Origin of the sequence: Streptomyces sp. NBC_00536, from assembly GCF_036346295.1 — a bacterium.
In the GTDB taxonomy this organism is placed as follows: domain Bacteria; phylum Actinomycetota; class Actinomycetes; order Streptomycetales; family Streptomycetaceae; genus Streptomyces.
This window is the reverse complement of the sequence record NZ_CP107819.1, coordinates 947,192-968,132: the sequence shown is the minus strand read 5'-3', so window position 1 is coordinate 968,132 and position 20,941 is coordinate 947,192. Positions and strand designations below refer to the sequence as shown.

Here is a 20,941-nt window from a genome sequence, read left to right as displayed (position 1 = left end):
ATGAGTACCCCCGAGTTCATCCGCAGGATCCGCGAACACGCCGGGCACCGGCTGCTCCTGCTGCCCGGTGTGACCGCCATCGTCATCGACGATCTCGGGCGGGTGCTGCTCGGGCGGCGCACCGACACCGGGAACTGGTCCGTCATCGGCGGCATCTGCGAGCCGGGGGAGCAGCCCGCGCTGACCGCGGTCCGCGAGGTGTACGAGGAGACGGCGGTGCGGTGCGTACCGGAGCGGGTCGTCCTGGTCCAGCAGCTGTCGCCGATGGTCTATCCCAACGGGGACGAGTGCCAGTTCACCGACATCACCTTCCGCTGCCGCGCGACCGGCGGCGAGGCCCGGGTGAACGACGCGGAGTCGCTGGAGGTGGCCTGGTTCACCATCGACGCGCTGCCGCCGCTGGAACCCTTCGCCCTCGACCGCATCCACCGGGCCCTGTCCGACGAGGAGCGGGCCTGGTTCGAGATCCCCGACGAGGCGTCGGCCTTCCCGTCCGAAGACACCGAAACGGCCTGAGGGCACCCGGGGCGGGTCAGGTGGCCGGGCGGGTCAGAACCACCAGGTGTCCCGGGTCCAGTGGTGGACCCCCTGGTCCGCCGAGCGGCCCGCCGCCTCGCGGTACAGCTCCTGCGCGCTGTCGCCCATGACCGCGCTGTAGGAGATCTCCGGGACGTCGCCGCCTTGCTCGTAGCCGCCCAGTACGCCCACCAGCGCACCGTCCGCCAGCCAGGGGCTGCCGCTGGTGCCGCCGGTCAGGTCCGGGCAGCCGATCCGCCGCTGGGTGCCGCTCAGCATCGTGGTGTCGTTGGAGCAGAGCAGCGGGGTCTCCTCGCCCGCCGGGTACCCGACGATCGTCACCGTCACGTCGTCGGGCTGCTCGGCGATCACCGGGAAGCCGCCGACGACGTCCTCGATCTGGCGGCCGTCCAGCGGGGCGACCGTCGCGAAGGAGATGTCCGCGTCCGGGTCCTGCGCGCTCTGCCAGCTCGGATCGACGTACTGACCGGTGAGCTTCCACACCCCGTACGGCGCGGAGCCGTCCCGGTAGCCGGGCACGAACACGGCGTCCTGCACCTCGCCCAGGCAGTGCGCGGCGGTCGCGATCACGTCGTGGCCGTCGCTGCGGACCACGGAGGCGGTGCAGTAGTGCCCGCCGTCGAGTCCGCCCGCGAAGAGGGCGCCGACCCGCTGCGCCGAACCGTCCGTCGGAGCCAGGACGGTCACCCCCAGCCGGGGCGTGGCCGAGGCGTCCGGAATGCCCACCGTGAGCAGGGCGGACGTCGCGGCGAGCGCCAGCACGACACGGGCTGCGCGGCGGGCGCGGTGGGCCTGTCGGGGGAAGATGCGCTGGATCATGCGTAGAGCGTGTAGCGCGAACCTTTGCCCGGAGCCTCGAATTCCATAAGAATCCGCTGTGAATTCGTGACCCGGCGGAGGGAACCCGTACGCCCTAACGACCGTCAGGCACCTGTTCGTACACCGTCACCCGGCGCCCCCGCACCTGCCGGTCGGCCACCGCCACGAAGCGCTCCCCCAGCACCGCGGCCTTCACCCGGTCGCGCTGCGCGCCCGAGGGCTTCGCCACCTTCGCCGCGTCCGTGACCAGCAGGATCCGCCGGTGCGCGAGCATCGCGGCGCGCAGCCGGGCCGGGTCCTCCTCCTCGACGCCCTTGAGCGTGCCGGACGCCGCCGGGGACTGCGCGAGCGCGATGTCGGCCAGACCCGCGAAGCTCCCGGGCGAGACGAGCGCCGTGTCCCGGCGCGCGGCCGGTACGAAGAGCACCGCGTCCCCGGCGCCCCCCAGCCGGGCCACCTCGTCCGCCACCGCGAGCACGTCGTCCACCCGGCTGGCCGGGGCCCGCCTGGCCAGCTCCATCGGCAGCATCGCCAGCAGCGCCGCCGTGACCGCCACCGGGACGAGCAGCGCGGCCGCCCGTGGTGACCGGCGCGCGGTGGCCCGTACGCCCGCGCCCAGGGCGGCGCCGATCAGCAGCGCCAGCCCCAGCATCGAGAAGAGCACGTACCGGTCGAGGAACAGCGGCTGGACCAGTGACAGCCCGGCCAGCGCCGCGAAGGGCACCACGAGCAGCGGCAGCCCGACGGCGGCCACCGACAGCCGCCCGGCGCGCGGCCGGTCCAGCAGCGCGCCGACGCCGCCGATGGCCAGCAGGATCGCGGGCCCGGTCAGCATGGGCCAGGTCAGCGGCGGTATCCAGGAGACCTGACCGGACTGGGTCCGGCTGAACAGGATCAGCGGCAGCGCCCCCAGCACCGCCCCCGCCGAGGCCAGGGCCCACCGGCCGAGGAGCCCGCGCCGGGCCCGTACCCACCACAGGGTGGCCGCGTGGGCGGGCAGCACCAGCAGCGACAGCCAGTTCAGCAGCGCGCACACCAGCACGGTCAGCCCGTACGCCGTCCAGCGCGGCCACGTACGCCGCTCGACCGGCGGGGCCGCCAGCCGCCGCACCAGCAACAGCGTGGAGAGCCCGGCCCCGGCCAGCACGAGGGCGTACGGCCGGCCCTCCTGGAGCTGGAACTGCACCGCCGGCAGCAGCCCGAGGGCCATGCCGCCGCCGGTCCCGGCCCAGAATCCGGCCCGCCCCGGGGTCAGCCGCCGCGCGATGACCGCCACACAGCCCGCCGCGGCCGCCCCGGCCAGCACCGAGGGCAGCCGCAGGGTGGCCGTGCCCGGCCCGAAGACCTCGAAGAGGCCGTGCATCAGCAGGTAGTACAGCCCGTGCACGGCGTCGACATTGCCGAGCATGTGCCAGATCTCACCGGTCGAGCGCCGGGCCACCTGCCAGGTCGCCGCCTCGTCGCGCCAGACGCTGTCCTGCCGGGAGAGCCCCCACAGGCCGAGCCCCAGCGTCCACAGGACGGGTACCGGCCACACCGCGGCGCGGCGCCCGTGCGCGGACGTTCGGAGCCTGTGGGATATACGGGACTTGCAGGATATGCCGGATGTGCCGGGGTTCATGAGAGTGCTGGGTCCTCGGTCGGCTGTTTCGGGCGCAAACATCCAGTCTATGGACGTGGCGGAGGGTTCCCGACCGCTTGTTGTGCACCGCGGTACGTGATCGCCCGCGGCCCCGGCCCCTAGCCTCGCCGCAAGGAGTACGCAGGAGCAGTACGTACGAGGGGCGGCACCCGGTGAACTGGCTCATCCACGACTACCGCGAGAGCGATCTCGCGGCGGTCGTCCACCTGATCGACACCACCGCCGAACTGGGCCAGGAGTCCGTCTTCTCCCTCGCCGAGTGCATCAGCGCCCTCACCGGGCGCCAGCCCGCCGTGGTCGCCGTCCACCAGGGCGTCCCGATCGGCGCGGCCCTGGCCTGTGTCGCGGGGGAGCGGGCCTGGGTGATGCGGATCGCGATCTCCGCGGGCTGGCGCGGCCGGGGCCTGGCCAGCGCCCTGCTGGTCGAGCTGGAGCGGCGGCTGATCGCGGCCCGGGTCGGCCGGATCGCCTACGTCCTGCCCGAGGAGGACCTGCTCGGCGAGGGGCTCCTCAACGCCGGGTACACGCGCCAGCCCGCCGTCGCCTACTTCGAGAAGACCGAGCCCCTGCACGGACCGGCGGCCGGGCTCCTCGACGAACTCGGGGGCCGCTTCCTGCCCGCCGACCTGTGGGACGCGGTCGCGGGCATGGAGACGGAGAAGGACCTCATCGAGCGGCGCGTGGTCCTGCCGCTCGCCGAACCCGAACGGGCCGCGCAGCATGGGGTGCGGCCGCCGCGCGCCATCACCCTGTTCGGGCCGCCCGGCACCGGTAAGACCACCTTCGCCCGTGCGATCGCCTCCCGTCTCGGCTGGCCCTTCGTGGAACTCCTGCCGTCCCGGCTCGCCGACGAGGGCAATCTGGCCACCGCCCTGCGCGGGGCCTTCACCCGGATCGCCGAACTGGAACGGGTCCTGGTCTTCATCGACGAGGTCGAGGAGATCGCGCCCGTGCGCACCGAGCCCGCGCAGCCCGGCGGGATCCACGGGGTCACCAACGAGCTGCTCAAGCTGATACCCGGCTTCCGGGAGGGCGGGGAGCGGCTGCTGGTCTGCGCGACCAACTCGATCCGCTCGCTGGACCCGGCCTTCCTGCGGCCCGGCCGCTTCGACTACCTCATCCCCATCGGAACCCCGGACGCCGGGGCGCGCGCCGCGATCTGGGCCCGCTACACGGCGGGGCGCGCGGACGTCGACGTGACGGCGCTGGTCGGGGCGAGCGAGCTGTTCACGCCCGCGGACATCGAGCACGCGGCGCGGATCGCGGCGCAGGTGTCCTTCGAGCGGGACCTGGAGGGGGCCGGGATCCGCGGGGCACTGGCCGCGCCGCCGGGCGCGAGCACCGAGGACTACCTGGCGGCCGTGGCCCAGTGCCGGCCGACCGTGACCCCGGCGCTGACCGGCCAGTTCGAGGCGGACATCACGGCGCACGCCCGGTTCTGACCGGCGACGCGGATGGTGCCCCGCGCAACGAAGCGGCCCGCAGCCACTCCCCAAAGCGGCTGCGGGCCTCCCCGCGCGGACGTGGCATCCGTGCGGGACGGCCACGTTCCGGTTGGGGTGTTCGCCGGCTGGAACGTGACACGCAGGGTGCCGGGAAGGCGTCCTGAGCGCCTTCCGTCAACACCCACGAGTCAACCAGCGGACCCTCGCCGGGGGCTTCGGCCGGACGGCCACGGCCGCATGGGCCGAAGGAGGGAGCGGCGGCCTCCGCCGCCGCTGCCGCTACCCGGGACAGCGGTAGCCGAAGTCCACGGCCGCCGTGTGCCGCCCCGGTTCCTCGATCTGCACCTCGGCCCGCGCCGGATAGCTGCCCGTGCCGTGGAAGGTCCACAGCAGGTGCAGCCGCGCCTCCCGCTGCCCGCGCGGCACCCGCTCGGTCAGCCGGTCCGAGCGGCTGCCGTCGCTGCGGACCCACCGGTAGGTGATCGTTCCCGGGCGCCCGTCGGTCCGTACGAGGGCCACCACATCGGCGGCCGAGTCGCACGCCGGACCCCGCGCGTCGGTGCTCACGCTGACGTCCCGCACCGCCACGGCGGGCCCGTACCGCTGCCAGCCCAGGTATGCGAGCACGGCCGCCAGCACCACCACCGCGAGCGTGTAGCGGCGCAGCCCCGCGCCCCGGCGGCGGCGCCGGGCCGGCGCGTCGGGCGGCCCGGCGGTCACCGGGAAGGGCGCGGCCAGCGCGGCCGTCACCCCGGGCCCGAAGCGCAGGACGGAACCCTCGACCCGGTCGGGCACGGCCTCGGGGCCGTCGAAGCGCCGGGTCGGCGCGAGGCCGTCGGGGTGCTCCGGCGGGCCGCTGATCCAGTGGCTGCCGAGCACGGTCGCGCTGTAGTCGTCGCCATCGGGGGCGGGTGCGGGGACGCGGGGACCGTTCATCGCGGCACCTGCTGCACCTGGCACCTCGGGATGTACTGGGTGGCGGTCGCCGACTTGTTCCCCGCGGCCGGCACGGTGGTGACGCGCACGCTCAGGTAGCAGCCGCGGCCCCGGGTGAAGGCGTGCGTCTGCGGGGGCACCGCACCGCCCTGGGTCGTGACGGAACTCGAACCGTCCGCCACCCGGAGGTCGCCCTCGGAGTCGCCCAGGAACCACTCCAGCACCACGGTCGCCTCGCCGCCGGTGACCTTGAGGGACACCGTCGCCTGCCCGGCGCTCGTCCCGGCGCGCAGCGCGACCGACAGGGAGTCGACGGCCACGGTCGGCTTCGGGGACGGGGTCTTGGACGGCGGGGGCGTCGGGGTCGGCGGGGTCGTCGTCGGGGGCACCGACGCACTCGGGCTCGCGCTCGTACCCGTACTCGGGCTCGGGCTCGGTGAGACGGACGCGGAGGGCGAGACGGACGCCGAAGGGGACGGCGAGGCCGAGGCCGACGGCGAGGGGCCCGCCGCGGGCGAGGCGGATCCGGGCGGTCCCGCGCTGGTCGTCGCGAAGGCGCTCACCGCCGAACTCGCCCCCGGGGAGGCCCCGATCGCCTCGGCCGTGAACACCAGCACGGTGCCCAGCACCAGCGCGGTCCCCGCCGCGATCCAGCCGCGCCTGCCCGGCCGCCAGGAGGGCGGCGGCGGGGGCGGCGGCGGAAGCACGGTCGTGGCCAGCGCCGTGGTCCCGGAGGCCGGGGCTCCCGCCGAAGGGAACAGCAGCGGCAGCAGCGCGGCGAGCGCCGCCAGCTTGCGCTGCCCGCGCTCCTCCCAGTCGGGCCCGTACGCCGCGCGGGCCACGCCCTCCAGCTCCACGACGAAGGCGTCCGCGTTCTCCGGGCGCTGCTCCGGCTGCTTCGCCAATCCCCGCCGGATCAGCGGACGGACCGGCTCCGGTGCCTCGGACTCGGGCACCGGTGCCTCGATGTGCTGGACGGCCAGCTCGGCGAAGTTCTCCCCGGCGAAGGGCTTGTGCCCGGTCAGGCACTCGAAGAAGGTCGCCGTCGCCGCGTACACGTCGGCCGCGGGGGAGGCGGGCTCGCCCTGCCACTGCTCCGGGGCCATGTAGGCGGGAGTGCCCGCCACCCCGGGCCGGGCGCCGCGCCCCGCCGCGATCCCGAAGTCCACCAGCTTGGACGAACCGTCCTGGGCGACCAGGACGTTCTCCGGCTTGTAGTCGCGGTGCACGACCCCGGCGCGGTGCGCCTCGGCCAGCCCCAGCAGGGATCCCTTGAGCACCACCAGCGCCGCTTCGGCGTCGGTGGCGCCCGAGCGCTTGAGGACGGCGCGCAGCGAGATCCCGTCCACCAGTTCCATGACGATGGCGGCGCCACCGGGCGCCTCCACGTACTCGTACAGCCCCACCACGTACGGCGAGTGCAGCCCGCCCAGCAGCCGGGCCTCGGCCCGGAACTCCCGGACGAAGGCCGGGTCGCGGCGCAGCCGGTCGGCGAGGTACTTGACGGCGACCGCCGTGCCCGTCGCGTCGTGCACGGCGAGCACCACGCGGCCGCTGCCGCCCGCGCCGAGTTCCCTGCTCTCCGTGTAACCGGGGACCGTCCACGTGTTCATCGTTCGCCCCCTGCCATGGCGTCGCCGCGTCCTGGACCCTCTCCTGGACCCAACTGCTGTGGACGTGGATTGTGCCGTGGCCGGTTCCCGGCCGGAAACGTGTCTCACCCACTGGTTCTCGGCCAGCGCCAATCAGCCAGTGTCCGTCGGCCGCGAGGGCCTGGTTCAGGCAGCCGCCTGCCGGACCCCGATCATGTCGTGCAGCCGGTCGGCCGCCGCCCGTCCGAAGGCCGGGTCGTTGATGTGGGTGTCGTAGTCGTAGAGCCGGGCGGCACTGCCCCGAAGCCCCTCGCGCAGCGCCGAGAACAGCGCCCGGTCGGCCCCCGGATCGTGGTACGGGCCCCCGGGCGCCCCCAGGGTGGACAGCCCGCGCAGCGGCAGGCACACGGCGGTGGGCCCGGTCGCCACCCGGAGTTTGGCCGCGACCCGGCGGCCCAGCTCGGCGCATTCGGCCTGGGTCGTGCGGATCACCGTGATCGAGGGATTGTGCACGCGGACCCGCCGGTAGCGGGCGTGCTCGGGCAGGCTCTCCAGCGGCCCGAACTTGACCATGTCCAGCGCGCCCAGGCTCACCACCTGCGGGATCCCGGCCCGCCCGGCCGCGCTGAGCCGGTCGGGCCCGGCCGTCAGGATGCCGCCGCACAGGTCGTCGGCGAGTTCGCTGAGGGTGAGGTCGAGCACGCCCGCGAAGAGGCCCTGACCGGCCAGGGTCTCCAGGGTGCGGCCGCCCGCGCCGCTGGTGTGGAACACGAGCACCTCGTAGCCGAGTTCGGTCAGCCGCTCGCGCGCCGAGTCCACCCCGGGGGTGGTCACTCCGGCCATGCTGGCCGCGATCAGCGGCCGCCCGCCCGTCCCGAGCCGGGCCGGGCGGGTCTCGCGGGAGGCGCGCGCGAAGCCCTTGGCCATCCCGGCGATGGCCTCGGCGGCATTCGCCAGGACGGGCGCGGAGACGCTGTTGATCCCCGCGATGTCCACCACGCTGTACATCATCGTGATGTCCGACGATCCGACGTACGGTGCCACGTCACCGGACGCCATCGAGGACACCATCAGCTTCGGCACCCCGAGGGGCAGGGCCCGCATCGCCCGGGTGGCGATCGAGGTGCCCCCGCTGCCGCCTATCGCCAGCACGCCGTCGAGCCGTCCCTCGGCGTGCAGGCGTAAGAGGGTCACCTCGGCGCCCCGGGCCATCGTGGTCACGGCCGCGCCCCGGTCGGCGGCCGCGCGCAGTTCCGTCAGTTCCGTTCCCGCCGCCCGGGCCACCGCTTCTCGCGGTATGTCGGCGGGCACCCGGGGATCGCCCATGATTCCTGTGTCGACCAGGACCACCTCGACGCCGGTGCGCGCGATCCGCTCGCGCAACCAGCCGTACTCGACACCCTTGGTGTCCAGGGTTCCCACCAGCACGACGCTCGTCATGAATTGTAATGTCCACGCAGTCGGGCCCGCTGGCAAGTCAAGGTCGAGTCAATCGTTCAATAGCATCAATAGCCGTTCCAGGAAAGGGACTTGGGACACGACCATGCTGCCGCGCGCCGACGCGGGGGCGAACCAGGCCACCCGGTCCAGTTCCGGGAACTCCTCCGTCCGCCCCGACCCCGGCGGCCACTCCATCGTGAAGGTCCCGGGTCGCATCAGCGCGGGGTCGAGGTCCGCCTCGACCGCCCAGACCGTCACGAGCTTCCCGCTCGCCTGACGGACCTCGCCCAGCGGGAGGTACGCGCCCTCCGGCGGCGGCAGCCCGATCTCCTCCGTGAACTCCCGGCGGGCCGCGTCCCGCGCCGGTTCGTCCGGCAGGTACTCGCCCTTGGGGATCGACCAGGACCCGGCGTCACGCCGTTCCCACAACGGCCCGCCCATGTGGCCGAGCAGCACCTCGATCGCGGAGTCACCGCCTCCGCCACCGCCACCGTCGCCTCCGCCACCGCCTCCGGTGGCCCGGCGGAACAGGAACAGGCCTGCGCTGCGCTTCTGCGTCATGGACCCATTCATGCCCCGCGCGGGCACCGCTCAGTGCTGGTCGGCACCGGCGGTGTCAGTGATCGTGCGGACCCTCGCGGTGCACCGGGCCGTGGGCGTCCGCGCAGTGCCCGTCCGGATCCTGCGGCTGCTCGCCCGGTCGGCCCACCGACAGCAGGGTGTCCTGCACGTGGTCCACCTGGAGGGTCGTGTGGGTGATCCCGTACTCCGTCCGCAGCAACTTCTCCAGGTCACGGCGTACGGCGTGGCAGTCGCCCGCCGGTTCCACCAGGACGTGCGCCGAGAGCGCCGCCTGTCCGGAGGTGATCGTCCAGATGTGCAGGTCGTGCACCTCGGTCACCGGCCCGTGGGCGACCAGCCGGTCGCCGACCGCGTCCGGGTCCACATGGGCGGGCGCGGCTTCCAGGAAGATCCGGCCGGACTCGCGGACCAGCCCGTAGCCCGCCTTGACCATCAGCACCACCACGATCAGCGTGGCGATCGCGTCCGCCTGCACGAAGCCGGTGGTGAGCACGATCAGACCGGCCACGGCCGTCCCGATGAAGGCGAACAGGTCGTTGAGGATGTGCTGGTACGCCCCCTCGACCGCCAGCGAGGACCGGTTGGCCTTGGAGATGCACCAGGCGCAGACGACATTGACGACGATCCCCGCCAGCGCGGTGACCAGGACCAGCCCGCCCTGCACCGCGGGCGGGTCCAGCAGCCGCCGTACCGCCTCGTACGCCAGCCAGAGCGCCAGCAGCAGCAGGGTGAGCCCGTTGGCCTGGGCGGAAAGGATCTCCGCGCGCTTGAGCCCGTAGGTGAACCCGCCGCGCGCGGGCCGGGCGGCCAGCCGCATGGCTATCAGCGCCAGCACGATCGAGACCGCGTCGGTCAGCATGTGCGCGGCGTCGGAGATCAGGGCCAGCGAGGAGGCCAGGACACCGATGACGACCTCGACCGCCATGAACGCGCCGATCAGGCCGAGCGCGATCGCCAGCCAGCGGCGGTCGGCGTTCTCCACGACCCCGTGCGTATGCCCGGCGTGCCCGCCGGTCCCGCCCGGCCCGTGGTCGTGTGCGTGGTCGTGCGCACTCATCGCTGGTCCCCCGTCTGTGTGGTCTGTTCGGTCGTGGTCTGTTCGGTCTGTTCGGATCCGACGCGTGAAGTGAAGCGCACCCGGCGAGGAACGGCAAAGGCTGCAACGGGGACCGTTGTCATTACCCATAAGACCGCTCTGACCTGCGGCGATGCCAACGAGTGGCCGAACGGGCCCGATCGGCCGCGCCGTGGGAAAATCAGCTCATGGTCCAGCGCCACGGTGTGCCGACCGCCCCCGAACTGGTCATGGAAACCGACAGGGGCGCCACGGTGATGACCCCCGGCCGGACCTACCACGTCGGCCGCGACCCCGACTGCGAGATCTGCCTCGAAGACGCCCGCGTCTCCTGGCACCACGCGGTGCTGCGCCCCGAGGGCGACCACTGGACCGTCGAGGACGAAGGCAGTACGAACGGCACCTGGGCCGACGGCCACCGCGTCCAGGAGTGGAGCGTGGGCCCCGGCAGCGAACTGCGCTTCGGCCACTCGGCCGACGGCCCCCGCGCCGTCTTCGCCGCGCCCGCCCCGCCTCCGCCCGTCCCGCCCGCCCCGCCCGGACGCCCCGCCCCCGCCGCGCGCCCCTCCTCCGTCACGAACCCGGCCTTCACCGGCACCTTCCACCGCCCCACCTCCGTCCGCGCGCTCCCGGCCCACGCCGAGGGCGTGCCCCGCACCGTCCTGGCCATCGGCCGCGACCCCGGCAACGACCTCGTCCTCGACGACCTCGTGGTCTCGCGGCGCCACGCCGAACTGCGGTCGCGCCCGGACGGCGGCTACGAGATCGCCGACCTCGGCAGCCACAACGGCACCTACCTCAACGGTGCCCGCGTGGCCCGGGCCGCGGCCATCGCGGAAGGCGACATCGTCGGCATCGGGCACACCGCCTTCTGCCTCATCGGCAACCAGCTCCAGGAGTACGTCGACACCGGCGAGGTCTCCCTCGACGTCCAGGACCTCGGCGTCGCCGTCGACCACGGCCGCAAGACCCTCCTCGACCACGTCTCCTTCCCCGTCGGCGCCACCTCCCTGCTCGCGGTGGTGGGCCCCAGCGGCGCCGGAAAGTCCACCCTCCTCGGCGCGCTGACCGGCCTGCGCCCCGCCGACCACGGCACCGTCCTCTACGACGGCCGCGACCTCTACCGCGACTACGCCGAACTGCGCAGCCGCATCGGCCTCGTCCCGCAGGACGACATCCTGCACGCGCAGCTCACCGTCCGCCGCGCCCTCGCCTACGCGGCCGAGCTGCGCTTCCCGCAGGACACCGCCAAGGCCGAACGCGAGGCCCGCGTCGACGAGGTGATCGGCGAACTCGGCCTCCAGCAGCGCGCGGACCAGCCCATCCACAGCCTCTCCGGCGGCCAGCGCAAACGGGTCTCCGTCGCCCTGGAACTGCTGACCAAGCCCTCCCTGCTCTTCCTGGACGAGCCCACCTCAGGGCTCGACCCGGGGATGGACCGCTCGGTGATGCACATGCTGCGCGGTCTCGCCGACGACGGCCGCACGGTCATCGTCGTCACCCACAGCGTGCTCAACCTGGCCGTCTGCGACCGCCTCCTGGTCCTCGCGCCCGGCGGGCGCATCGCCTACTACGGCCCGCCCGACGAGGCGCTGGGATTCTTCGGCTTCGAACAGTGGCCCGAGGCCTTCGAAGCCTTCGAGAACGAACGCGACCGCGACTGGGCCGGGGAGCACCGGGCCTCACCGCAGCAGCGCCGCTACGTCGAAGGCGCCGCCGGCCGGCTCCCGCTCGCGGGGCAGACCGAACGGGCCGCCGACGCCGTGCCCAAGCCGCCGCCCAAGGCCCAGAGCTGGGGCTCCCAGCTCTCCACTCTGATCCGCCGGTACGCCGCCGTGCTCAGCGCCGACCGCACCTTCCTGATCATCATGGTCGCGCTGCCGTTCGTCATGGGCGCGATGACCCGCGCACTGGCCGGCAGCGTCCTCACGGTCGAGACGGCGCTGAACGCCCTGTTCATCCTGTGCGTGGGCGGGGTGCTGACCGGGGCGGCCAACGCGGTGCGCGAACTCGTCAAGGAACGCGTCATCTACCAGCGCGAGCGCGCCGTGGGCCTGTCCCGGTCGGCCTACGTGATGTCCAAGGTGGTGGTCCTCGGCGCGATCACCGTCGCGCAGGCCGTGGTCCTCACCTTGGTCGGCCTCGCAGGAGTCAAAACCAACGCCCCGGGCGGCAAGGGCGTCTTCATGCCGCCGCTGATCGAGATCACCCTCGTCGTCGCCCTCCTGTCCGTCACCGCCATGATGCTCGGACTGCTGATCTCCGCCCTGGTGAGCAAGGAGGAGGTCACCATGCCGCTGCTGGTCCTGCTCACCATCGTCCAGGTCGTCTTCTGCGGCTCCCTGCTGAAACTCACCGGGGTCCCGGTCATCGAACAGCTGTCCTGGTTCGTGCCGGCGCGATGGTCCATGGGCGCGATGTCGGCCACCATCGACCTCCGCGCCATCATGCCCACCAAGATCACCCAGGACCCGCTGTTCCGTCACGAGGCCCGCGTGTGGCTCCTCGAAGTGGGGATGCTGGCCTGCCTGTCCCTCCTGTTCGGCGTGCTGGTGGCCCGGGTGCTGCGCCACCACGAGCCGGCCATCATGCGGAAGTAGCCGCCATGACCAGCCCGGTACACGTCGCGGACTTCAAGCCGACCCACATCGTTCCGCAGGAGGGGCTGCCCGCCTGGGAGGCCCCGGACCTCTCGCTGGCCACCACCCCGCTGGATGCGTTCCTCCCCGTACAACTGCTGTCCCGGCGGGGGGAATGGGGGGAGGTCCTCTGTTCCAACGGCTGGTCCGCCTGGGTGGACGGGCGGCTCCTGGTGGCGGTCCCGCAGCCGCCGCCCACCGCCGGACGCCCGCTGACCCGTACGGAGGATCCGCGCGGGCTGCTGGCACGCTCGGGCGACGCCCTGGAACGCTACCGGCGCGCCGTGGAGGACCTCGCCGCCGGGCGCGCGGACACCGAATCGTTCCGGCGCGGGACCCGCGGGCTGCGCGCCGGGGTGGTCCTGGACGGCGAGGCCGCCTGGGTCTACGACGAGAGCGACGGGCGCTGGATGTACTGCGACGGGACGCGGCTGACGACGTACGCCGTCCCGGCCGCCCCCGGCGCCCGCCCCGGCAGCGGGGCGGGCGCGCCGGGCGGCGGTCCAGAGGCCGGGTCGCGGGGGGCCGGGTCGCAGCGGGCCGGGGAGACGGCGGCCGTACGGGACCCCGGGACGCCGGACGGCGGACCCGCGTCCCACGCGCCGACCAGGCTCGTGGGCCTGCCCGACCAGGACCCTGACCAGGAACCGGAGGCGCGATGACCGCCGGGGGCGGACCGGGCGACGGACCGGGGGGAAGCGGCGCCGACGAGGGCCCCGACGAGGGGCCCGCGGCCGTCTCGGCCGCCGTCCCCGCAGCCGACGCGGAGCCGGTCCGGGGGCGGCCCTCCGACCTCCGGGGCAAACGGATCGCGGGCTACCAGGTCGTGGACGAACTCGGCCGCGGCGGCATGGCGGTGGTCTACCGCGCCCTCGACCTGCGCCTGGACCGCACGGTCGCACTCAAACTGCTGGCCCCCGAACTCGCCCGCAACGACACCTTCCGGGCCCGCTTCGCCCACGAATCGAAGGTCGCGGCGGCCATCGACCACCCGCACATCGTGCCCGTCTTCGAGGCGGGCGAGACGGACGGGCTGCTGTACATCGCCATGCGCTACGTCCCCGGGCAGGACCTGCGGGCCATGCTGGACCGCACCGGCCCGCTCCCGGTGGAGGCGGTCGCGCGCATCGCGGGCCAGGTCGCCTCGGCCCTGGACGCCGCCCACGCGCACGACCTGGTCCACCGCGACGTCAAACCCGGCAACATCCTGGTCGCGGGCGGCACGGACAGCGAGCACCCCGAGCACGTCTACCTGACGGACTTCGGCCTGACGAAGAAATCCCTGTCGCTGACGGGTTTCACCAGCGTCGGCCAGTTCGTCGGCACCCTCGACTACGTCGCCCCCGAACAGATCTCCGGCAAACCGGTGGACGGCCGCTGCGACGTGTACAGCCTGGGCTGCGTGGTCCACGAGATGCTGACCGGCGGTCCGCCCTTCCAGCGCGACGACGACATGGCCCTGCTCTGGGCCCACCAGTACGATCCCCCGCCCCCGCCGTCCTCCCTGCGCCCGGAACTCCCGCCCGCCGTGGACGACGTACTCGCGCGGGCCCTGGCGAAGTCCCCGGAGGACCGCTGGCCGAGCTGCCTGTCCTTCACCGCGGCCCTGCGGAGCGCGGGCGCCGGCGCGTCCGCCGCCCGCCGCGTCCCGACCCTCCCGCCGTCACCCTCGGCCCCGCCCCCGCCCCCGCCCGCCTGGGCCCTGCCGGTCTTCCGGCGACGGGCCGAACCGGGCGGGGGTGTCTGACGGGGGCGGATCGCCTCAAGAAGGCGGCTCTGCCTCAACCTCAAGAAGGCGGGCTCTGCCTCAAGAAGGCGGGCTCTGGGTGGTTCGGCGGCGGCGGACCGGGGCGGCCAGGAGGGCGCCGAGGAAACCGGCGACCGCGCCGCACAGCAGGGCGAGGGGGACCGTACGCCAGAGCACGGGGAGCAGCCGTACCTTCCCGCCGAGGCCGTCCTCGTCTCCGATGCCGAGCAGGGACAGGCCGAACCGGGCCTCCACGCCCGCCAGGAGGCAGACCACGAGGGTCCCCAGGGCCAGGGCGACGCCCAGGTGCAGGGCGTGCTGCCAGGGGCGTACCCGCGCCGAGGACCGCGCGGCCATCAGGAAGCCCGCACCCAGCAGCAGTACCGCCGCCACGGCCACCAGCCACCAGGCCCTGGCGTCCTGCCGGGCCAGCGAGCCCACGTCCACGGTGGACAGGTCGGGGGTGCGGAGCACCTGGTCCAGGACATGGGGCATCGGCAGCCCGAAGGGCCCTTCCACATGGCCCTGCCAGGCTCCGCCGAGACCCAGGGTGAGGGCGGGCCAGGCGAGGTTCGGCAGCCCGAGGAGGACCACCGCCAGGGTCTCCCGGGCATGGCCCCGGGTCGCGGCGACGACCAGGCCGATGACGACGCCGAGCACGGCGTACGACAGCAGCAGTGCGACGACGGCGAACGCGGCCGGACGCACCGCCTCGTGGAAGCGGACCAGCCGGGCCGGCAGCGGCGCGCGCCGCGACACCAGCAACGAGATCAGCAACAGGCCCAGGATCCACAGGAGTCCGAAGAACAGCGTGGCGGGCAGCGCGGCCTCGAAGCCCACCGTCGGTGTGGAGTCCAGGAGTTCACTGATCTCGCCGATCGGTGAACCTCCGGTGGAGAGGCCGAAGGTGTGCCGGGCGTAGAGGGCGAAGGCCGTGAGCGCGAGCAGCCAGAGCAGCACCAAGGGGGCCGCGCGGAGCAGGAGTTCACGGGGCCGGGCCACCGCGTGGTGGCGCAGGGGGCGCAGGAAGCAGAAGGCGGCGGTCAGTGCCCCGGCCAGACTCACGGACAGCGGCATGACCGAGAGCCCGGCCTGGGCGTCCGCGAGGAACCCGGCCCCGCCCGTCACGTCCACCGTTCCGCCCGCCGCCATCACGACCACGGCGGCCACCACGTGCGGGAAGGCCCCGCCCGGCAGGCCGTCGGCGCCCGCACAGGCCAGGCCCGCCGCCGCGACCACGGTCATCGCGACGAACCCGGCCAGGACCGCGACCAGCGCGTCCCGCCACACCCGCTCGGGGCCCCGAGATGTACGGCTCACACGCAACGGTAGGCACCCTCGGCTTGCGGGCACCACCTGAACGGCGCACACAATGGTCGGCAGGAGCACATGAAATCCGGAGATTTCCGTGGAAATGCGGAACATCCATATGGGTACCGGAACTCCTCCGTCTGGGAAGAAGAGCCCGTGACCACGCAACCTTCCGGCCAGTCGCCGTCCGAGCGCCCCACTGGACCTCCTTCGGGATCTCCCTCCGGGGCGCCGTCAGGTCCCCCCTCCGGTCCGTTGTCGGGAGGGCGCCAGGGCCCACCGCCCCCGCCCCCGCCCGGCGCACCTCCCGGGGCCGGGCCGCCCGGATCCGCCGGGCCGCCTCCCCCTCAGCCACATTGGTGGCGGTCCGTACCCCGGCTCGTCACCGCGTTCGTCGCGGTCGCGGCCGCCATCACGCTCGCGGTGGTCCTCACCCGGCCCTCCGGCCCCTCCGGCAACCAGGGGGAGGTCTTCCTCCAGACCACCTCCGCGCAGGGGCCCGACCCGTTCACGGAGTCGACGGCCGCGGAAACCACGGCGCAGGAGATCCAGCCGACGCACACGGTGACGCCGCCCGTCCCGGTCCCGGACAAGACGCGGACGGTCGCCCCCACGGGTCCCACCGAACCCACCAGACCCACGGGTCCCACGGGTCCCACGGGTCCCACGCAGGGCGGCGCGACGGTCACCCGTAGCGTCAGCGGCTCGGCCCCCGGCCTGTACGGCGGCACGAAGGACGTCGCCAGCTGCGACGTGGAGAAGCAGATCAGGGTGCTGTCGGCCGATCCGGCCAGGAACAGCGCCTTCGCCTCGGGCGCCGGGATCCAGCCCGGCGCCGTCCCCGACTTCCTGCGCTCGCTCACACCCGTGCAGTTGCGCTCGGACACCAGGGTCACCAACCACGGCTACCGGAACGGCAGCGTGACCAGCTACCAGGCGGTCCTCCAGGCGGGGACGGCCGTCCTCGTGGACGACCGCGGTGTGCCGCGGGTGCGGTGCGCCTGCGGGAACCCGCTGGGGCCGCCGGTGGCGCTGCAGGCCGAACCGAAGCGGTACGGGCAGCCGTGGGCCACGTACCACCCGGCGAACGTGGTGGTCATCGCGCCGTCCGTGACGATCATCAACAAGTTCGTGATCTACGACCACCAGAACCGGCACTGGTACGAGCGGGACCGCGGTGACAGGCCGCGGCACGACAGGCCGGTGCCGCCGCCGGTGATCCCGAAGGAGCCGGTGTCCCCGTCCCCGTCGGTGTCCTCCTCGGTGTCCCGGTCGACGTCGCCTTCGACCTCGCCGTCGGTGTCGCCGTCCGTGTCGCCCTCGGAATCGACGTCGCCTTCCACCTCGCCGTCGAGGTCACCGCTGGTGTCGCCTTCGGAGTCCCCGTCGACCTCGGCCTCGTCTTCGGAGTCGCCCTCGGCTTCGTCTTCGGCCTCGTCTTCGGAGTCGGCTTCGTCTTCGGCCTCGGTGTCGCCGTCCGATTCGACCTCGGCATCCGCGTCGTCCCGGTCGGCGTCCGAGTCACCCTCCGTGTCGGGTTCGGCGTCGCCGTCCCCGTCCGGATCGGTTTCGGCGTCGCCGTCCCGCGAGCGGTCTGCCTCGGCGTCCGTGTCCCCGAGCGAATCCCGCTCGCCTTCCCCGTCCGTGTCGCGGTCCCCGTCGGTGGCGCCGTCTCCGTCTCCGTCTCCGTCTCCGTCTCCGTCCCCGTCCAGGTCGGCCGCCCGGTCCCTGTCCCCCTTGCCGACCCCGTCCCCCACCCATTCCGTGAGGCGTTCTTCGGAGCCCCCGGCGACGGTGACGGTGACCCCGGTGGAACCAACGCCTCCGGCGCGGCCGACCGCGCCGGAGCCCGTGCCGCGGGTGACCTCCCCGGCCGCTGAGCTGCCCCCGGCACCGACCGTTCCGCCGGTGGCTTCCCAGCCGGCCCCGCCGCCTCGGCCGACCCCGCCGCCCGTACGGCCGGAGCCGTCAGCACCGGCCCAGCCGCTCCCGACGCAGGGAGGCGGCGGCGAGAACGGAGGATCCACCGGGTAGCGCGGCGGAAGGAGCGCACCCAGCACAGAGGTTGGACCGGCCTCCCCCGTCCGGGGGAGGCCGGTCCAGTCTTGCGGGCGACGTCCCGCGCCCCGGCCCTGGCGAGGCTGTGGGCATGACCAGTTCACTCCCGACGCGGCGTCTCCGACCACTCCGCCCAGCACGGCGATTTTGGCCATCCCGGGGTCCCCGGCACCCGGCTCGTCCCACGGAACGGCCGGTGCCGCGCTGGGCCGAGCGCGTCGCCGGTGCCATACCGCTGCTGATGCTTCCCGTGTGCCTGTGGCGGCTGCCCTTCGGCTTCGGGTTCACCATGGGCTTCGTCATGGGAGAGGCCGTGCAGCCCCCGCTCTGGATCACCATCCCCTATGTGCTCGCGCTGAGTTGTCTGTCGGAACTCGCCGCGTTCCTGTGTTTCGGGCTGGTCCGCGGGTGGGGCGAGGTGCTGCCGGACCGGGTCCCGTTCTTCGGCGGCCGACGGCTGCGGCCCGTCGAGGTGCTGGTGCCCGCCTCGGTCGTGGCCCTGGGCGCGAACCTCCTGCTGGTCGACTGGGTGATGACCGTGTTCCGGATCGCCGGACGCGCCGGGCCCGAGACGGAGAACGCGGCGTGGGCCCTGCTGGCCCACGTGGTGAGCGGGCTGTTCGTCCTGTGGGGACCCCTCCTGACCAGCCTGATCTGGGCCTACTACGTGCGCCGTTGCCGCTAGGCCGTCCTTCCCTGATCCGTCGTACCTGAGGGGGAGGGGACTACGGGCGGACGCACGGGTTCGCCCCCGACGGCCTGGGGAGGCGGAGGGGATGGGGGCGAATACCAGCCAACTGGCTGGATAGCGCGTGGTACGCGAGAGGGACGTGAGGTCGGCTCTTCCGGGGGATTCGCCCAGGTTCGCCCATCCAACACAGTGGAGGCGCAAGGGAATTCACCGGAAGAGGGAACGGCATCATGCGCACGAAACGCCTCGCACCGCTGCTCGCCACGGTCGGCCTCATGGCCACCGCGTTGCCAGGGCTGGGCGCGACCCCGGCATCCGCCGCTCAGACTCCCGAGTACCTGCGCCAGAAACCGGCGTGGCACCGCTGCAGCCCCGACAGGCCAGCGGCGTACGAATGCGCGACCCTCAAGGTGCCGCTCGACTACCAGCGGCCCGAGGGACGCAAGCTCGACCTCGCGATATCCCGTATGAAGAGCGAGAACCCGGCCAAGCGGCGCGGTGTGCTGCTCCTCAACCCGGGCGGCCCCGGGACCCCCGGGCTCTTCCGGCCGATGCGTGCGAACGCGGAGATGGCCAAGGACGTCCGGGACCGCTACGACCTCATCGGCTTCGACCCGCGCGGAGTCGGCGAGAGCAGCCCGATCGGCTGCGGTGGGCTGAAGCCAGAGGAAAAGGGCGACGGCGGGGCGTACCGGCCTGAGACCTTCGCCGCGGACGTGGCCTGGGCGCGCGGAGTCGCCGACAAGTGCCGTGAGAAGTCCGGCGATGTGATCCCGTACATCACCACCCGCAACACGGCGCGCGACATGGACGTCATCCGCACGGTGCTGGGGGAGCGGACGATCTCGTACCTGGGCTACTCGTACGGGACGTACCTCGGCGCGGTGTACTCCCAGATGTTCCCGCAGCGAACCGACCGGTTCGTCCTGGACAGTGGTGTGGACCCGGAGCGCGTCTGGCGCGGCATGATGCAGGTGTGGAGCACCGGGGCCGAGCCCGCCTTCGCGCGGTGGACCCGGTGGGCGGCGGAGCGCTCGGAGACCTACGGGCTCGGCGCGACGCCCGAGGCGGTGTCCGCCACCTTCTGGGCCCTGGTGGCCCGGGCCGACCGGGAGCCGTTCCTCCACCAGGGGGAGAAGGTCACAGGTGACTCGATCAGGTCCGACCCGTCGCTCTACTTCTCGCCCCGGGCGGCCTCGGTGGTCATCAGGGGGATGAAGGCCTCGGCCGACAAGGCGCCGCAGCCGGCGGGCGGGGGCGAACCGGCCGCGAAGGCGCCGCTCGGGACCGTCCGGGGCGCCGGGCCGCGCGCCGACGAGCCCGCTCCCTCATCCGCTCCGGGGGCCACCGAGGTGGATGTCCCCAGTGACAACGCCGACGCCGCGCACTGGGCCGTGGTGTGCGGGGACACGGACAACTGGCCGCGCGATCCCGCGCAGTACGCGCGGGACGCGGAGCGGGACAAGGCGCAGCACCCGTTGTACGGGGACTTCGCGTCCAACATCAAGCCGTGCGCCTTCTGGCAGCGGCCGCTCGAAGCCGCGACGCCGATGAAGACCCGGGCCGCCGTGCTGACCGTGCAGAACGAGTGGGATCCGATGACCCCGCTCGCCAGCGGTGAGGGAATGCACCGGGCCCTCATCGGCTCGCGGATGGTGCTGGCCCGGGGTGCCGAGGGGCACGGTGCGTACCTCTCCAACCCCACGGCCTGCGTCAACATAACCGTCGACGCGTACCTGTCCACGGGCCGGCTGCCCGCGGCGGACGTGACCTGCGAGAACCCGCCGCCCGCCCCCGACCCGGAGGGGTCCGGGACCCGCTGACGGCAGGCCCGGCGGCAGTCCGGCAGACCCGGCGGAGCCGGGCGCCGTCTGCCGGGTCGTCTGCCGGGCGCCGTCAACTCGGGGCCGCCGCCGAGTCGTTTCTCCGGTGAACGCGGGCACCCGCGAGGGTGAGTCCGTGGGGTCGCGGCTCGCTGTGGAGCGGACGGTTCCGCTAGAACCCTTGGCATGATCACCAGTCTGACGCGCGCCTGCGCCGCGCTCGCCCTCGCCGCCCTGCCCCTGCTCTCCCCGACCTCGGCGGCCGCCGCGCCCGCCGCGGCGGCTCCGTGCCCCTCCGGGTCGGTCTGCTTCTACACGGCCGCGGACTACGGCGGGCAGAGCTGGGAGTGGTCGCCGCGCAGCGGGTACCGGGACATGCCCCCGCAGTTCCACGACCACGTGGGCTCCTTCGTGGCCAATGTGGACGCCTGTTTCATCGACTGGCAGCCGAAGGCGACCCGCCAGGTCCGCAGTGGTGACTGGCGGCGCAGTTACCTCGGCGACTTCGGCGGCCGCATCGACGCCGTGAACGGCGGGAACTGCTGAGTCACGCTGGGTGACCGGCCCGGTGCGCGGCGGTCCTTGCCGCCGCGCGCCGGGCCGA

General features: G+C 73.6%; 16 protein-coding genes and 1 pseudogene. 9 read left to right on the top strand and 8 right to left on the bottom strand.

Going from position 1 to position 20,941, the window contains the following annotated elements; translation table 11 throughout:
* The gene (locus tag OHS33_RS04065) at window positions 1-516 is read left to right on the top strand and encodes an NUDIX hydrolase (protein ID WP_330328986.1); all 516 of its coding nucleotides are present in this window, start codon (window positions 1-3) and stop codon (window positions 514-516) included.
* A gap of 33 nt (window positions 517-549) precedes the next feature.
* On the opposite strand, the gene OHS33_RS04060 is transcribed toward OHS33_RS04065, so the two are convergent.
* Window positions 550-1,356, bottom strand: coding sequence for a trypsin-like serine peptidase (locus tag OHS33_RS04060; RefSeq protein ID WP_330328985.1), 807 nt, complete (start codon window positions 1,354-1,356; stop codon window positions 550-552).
* Window positions 1,357-1,450: 94 nt separating this feature from the next.
* Window positions 1,451-2,977, bottom strand: a complete 1,527-nt coding sequence (locus OHS33_RS04055; RefSeq protein WP_330328984.1) for a glycosyltransferase family 39 protein — start codon at window positions 2,975-2,977, stop codon at window positions 1,451-1,453.
* 173 nt (window positions 2,978-3,150) lie between these two features.
* Between OHS33_RS04055 and OHS33_RS04050 the strand changes: the two genes are divergently transcribed.
* Window positions 3,151-4,440 carry an ATP-binding protein gene (locus OHS33_RS04050; RefSeq protein WP_330328983.1) on the top strand — a complete coding sequence of 430 codons (1,290 nt, stop codon included), beginning with the start codon at window positions 3,151-3,153 and terminating at the stop codon, window positions 4,438-4,440.
* A 282-nt stretch (window positions 4,441-4,722) separates the two neighbouring features.
* Here the strand turns inward: OHS33_RS04050 and OHS33_RS04045 are convergent, their stop codons facing one another.
* The 5 genes from OHS33_RS04045 to OHS33_RS04025 all read right to left on the bottom strand — a co-directional run bounded on the left by OHS33_RS04045 (window position 4,723) and on the right by OHS33_RS04025 (window position 10,050).
* The gene (locus OHS33_RS04045; protein WP_330328982.1) at window positions 4,723-5,379 is read right to left on the bottom strand and encodes a hypothetical protein; all 657 of its coding nucleotides are present in this window, start codon (window positions 5,377-5,379) and stop codon (window positions 4,723-4,725) included.
* On the bottom strand, window positions 5,376-6,992 hold the full coding sequence (locus OHS33_RS04040) for a serine/threonine-protein kinase (RefSeq protein WP_330328981.1): 1,617 nt from the start codon (window positions 6,990-6,992) through the stop codon (window positions 5,376-5,378). Before OHS33_RS04040 ends, OHS33_RS04045 begins: the two co-directional genes overlap by 4 nt.
* 165 nt (window positions 6,993-7,157) lie before the next feature.
* The gene (locus tag OHS33_RS04035; protein WP_330328980.1) at window positions 7,158-8,411 is read right to left on the bottom strand and encodes a Tm-1-like ATP-binding domain-containing protein; all 1,254 of its coding nucleotides are present in this window, start codon (window positions 8,409-8,411) and stop codon (window positions 7,158-7,160) included.
* Between the two features lie 48 nt (window positions 8,412-8,459).
* Window positions 8,460-8,972: an NUDIX domain-containing protein gene (locus tag OHS33_RS04030; RefSeq protein WP_330328979.1), complete on the bottom strand. Its 513-nt coding sequence runs from the start codon at window positions 8,970-8,972 to the stop codon at window positions 8,460-8,462.
* 55 nt (window positions 8,973-9,027) lie between these two features.
* Window positions 9,028-10,050, bottom strand: a complete 1,023-nt coding sequence (locus tag OHS33_RS04025; RefSeq protein ID WP_330328978.1) for a cation diffusion facilitator family transporter — start codon at window positions 10,048-10,050, stop codon at window positions 9,028-9,030.
* 206 nt (window positions 10,051-10,256) lie between these two features.
* Between OHS33_RS04025 and OHS33_RS04020 the strand changes: the two genes are divergently transcribed.
* The 3 genes from OHS33_RS04020 to OHS33_RS04010 are packed head-to-tail and all read left to right on the top strand — an operon-like array spanning window position 10,257 to window position 14,454.
* Window positions 10,257-12,668, top strand: a complete 2,412-nt coding sequence (locus OHS33_RS04020) for an ABC transporter ATP-binding protein/permease (protein WP_330328977.1) — start codon at window positions 10,257-10,259, stop codon at window positions 12,666-12,668.
* Between the two features lie 5 nt (window positions 12,669-12,673).
* Window positions 12,674-13,369, top strand: coding sequence for a hypothetical protein (locus OHS33_RS04015; protein ID WP_330328976.1), 696 nt, complete (start codon window positions 12,674-12,676; stop codon window positions 13,367-13,369).
* Window positions 13,366-14,454, top strand: a complete 1,089-nt coding sequence (locus OHS33_RS04010) for a serine/threonine-protein kinase (RefSeq protein WP_330328975.1) — start codon at window positions 13,366-13,368, stop codon at window positions 14,452-14,454. The genes OHS33_RS04015 and OHS33_RS04010 overlap by 4 nt, the downstream gene beginning before the upstream one ends.
* A 60-nt stretch (window positions 14,455-14,514) precedes the next feature.
* On the opposite strand, the gene OHS33_RS04005 is transcribed toward OHS33_RS04010, so the two are convergent.
* The gene (locus tag OHS33_RS04005; RefSeq protein WP_330328974.1) at window positions 14,515-15,774 is read right to left on the bottom strand and encodes a streptophobe family protein; all 1,260 of its coding nucleotides are present in this window, start codon (window positions 15,772-15,774) and stop codon (window positions 14,515-14,517) included.
* A gap of 246 nt (window positions 15,775-16,020) precedes the next feature.
* Between OHS33_RS04005 and OHS33_RS04000 the strand changes: the two are divergent.
* From OHS33_RS04000 to OHS33_RS03985, 4 genes and pseudogenes are all read left to right on the top strand, one after another.
* Window positions 16,021-17,187: pseudogene (locus tag OHS33_RS04000) on the top strand (DUF6777 domain-containing protein); the annotation flags it as partial.
* Between the two features lie 832 nt (window positions 17,188-18,019).
* Window positions 18,020-18,508: a hypothetical protein gene (locus tag OHS33_RS03995; RefSeq protein WP_330328973.1), complete on the top strand. Its 489-nt coding sequence runs from the start codon at window positions 18,020-18,022 to the stop codon at window positions 18,506-18,508.
* A 236-nt stretch (window positions 18,509-18,744) separates the two neighbouring features.
* On the top strand, window positions 18,745-20,337 hold the full coding sequence (locus tag OHS33_RS03990) for an alpha/beta hydrolase (protein ID WP_330328972.1): 1,593 nt from the start codon (window positions 18,745-18,747) through the stop codon (window positions 20,335-20,337).
* 186 nt (window positions 20,338-20,523) lie between these two features.
* Window positions 20,524-20,883, top strand: a complete 360-nt coding sequence (locus OHS33_RS03985; protein WP_330328971.1) for a peptidase inhibitor family I36 protein — start codon at window positions 20,524-20,526, stop codon at window positions 20,881-20,883.
* Window positions 20,884-20,941: the final 58 nt, after the last annotated feature.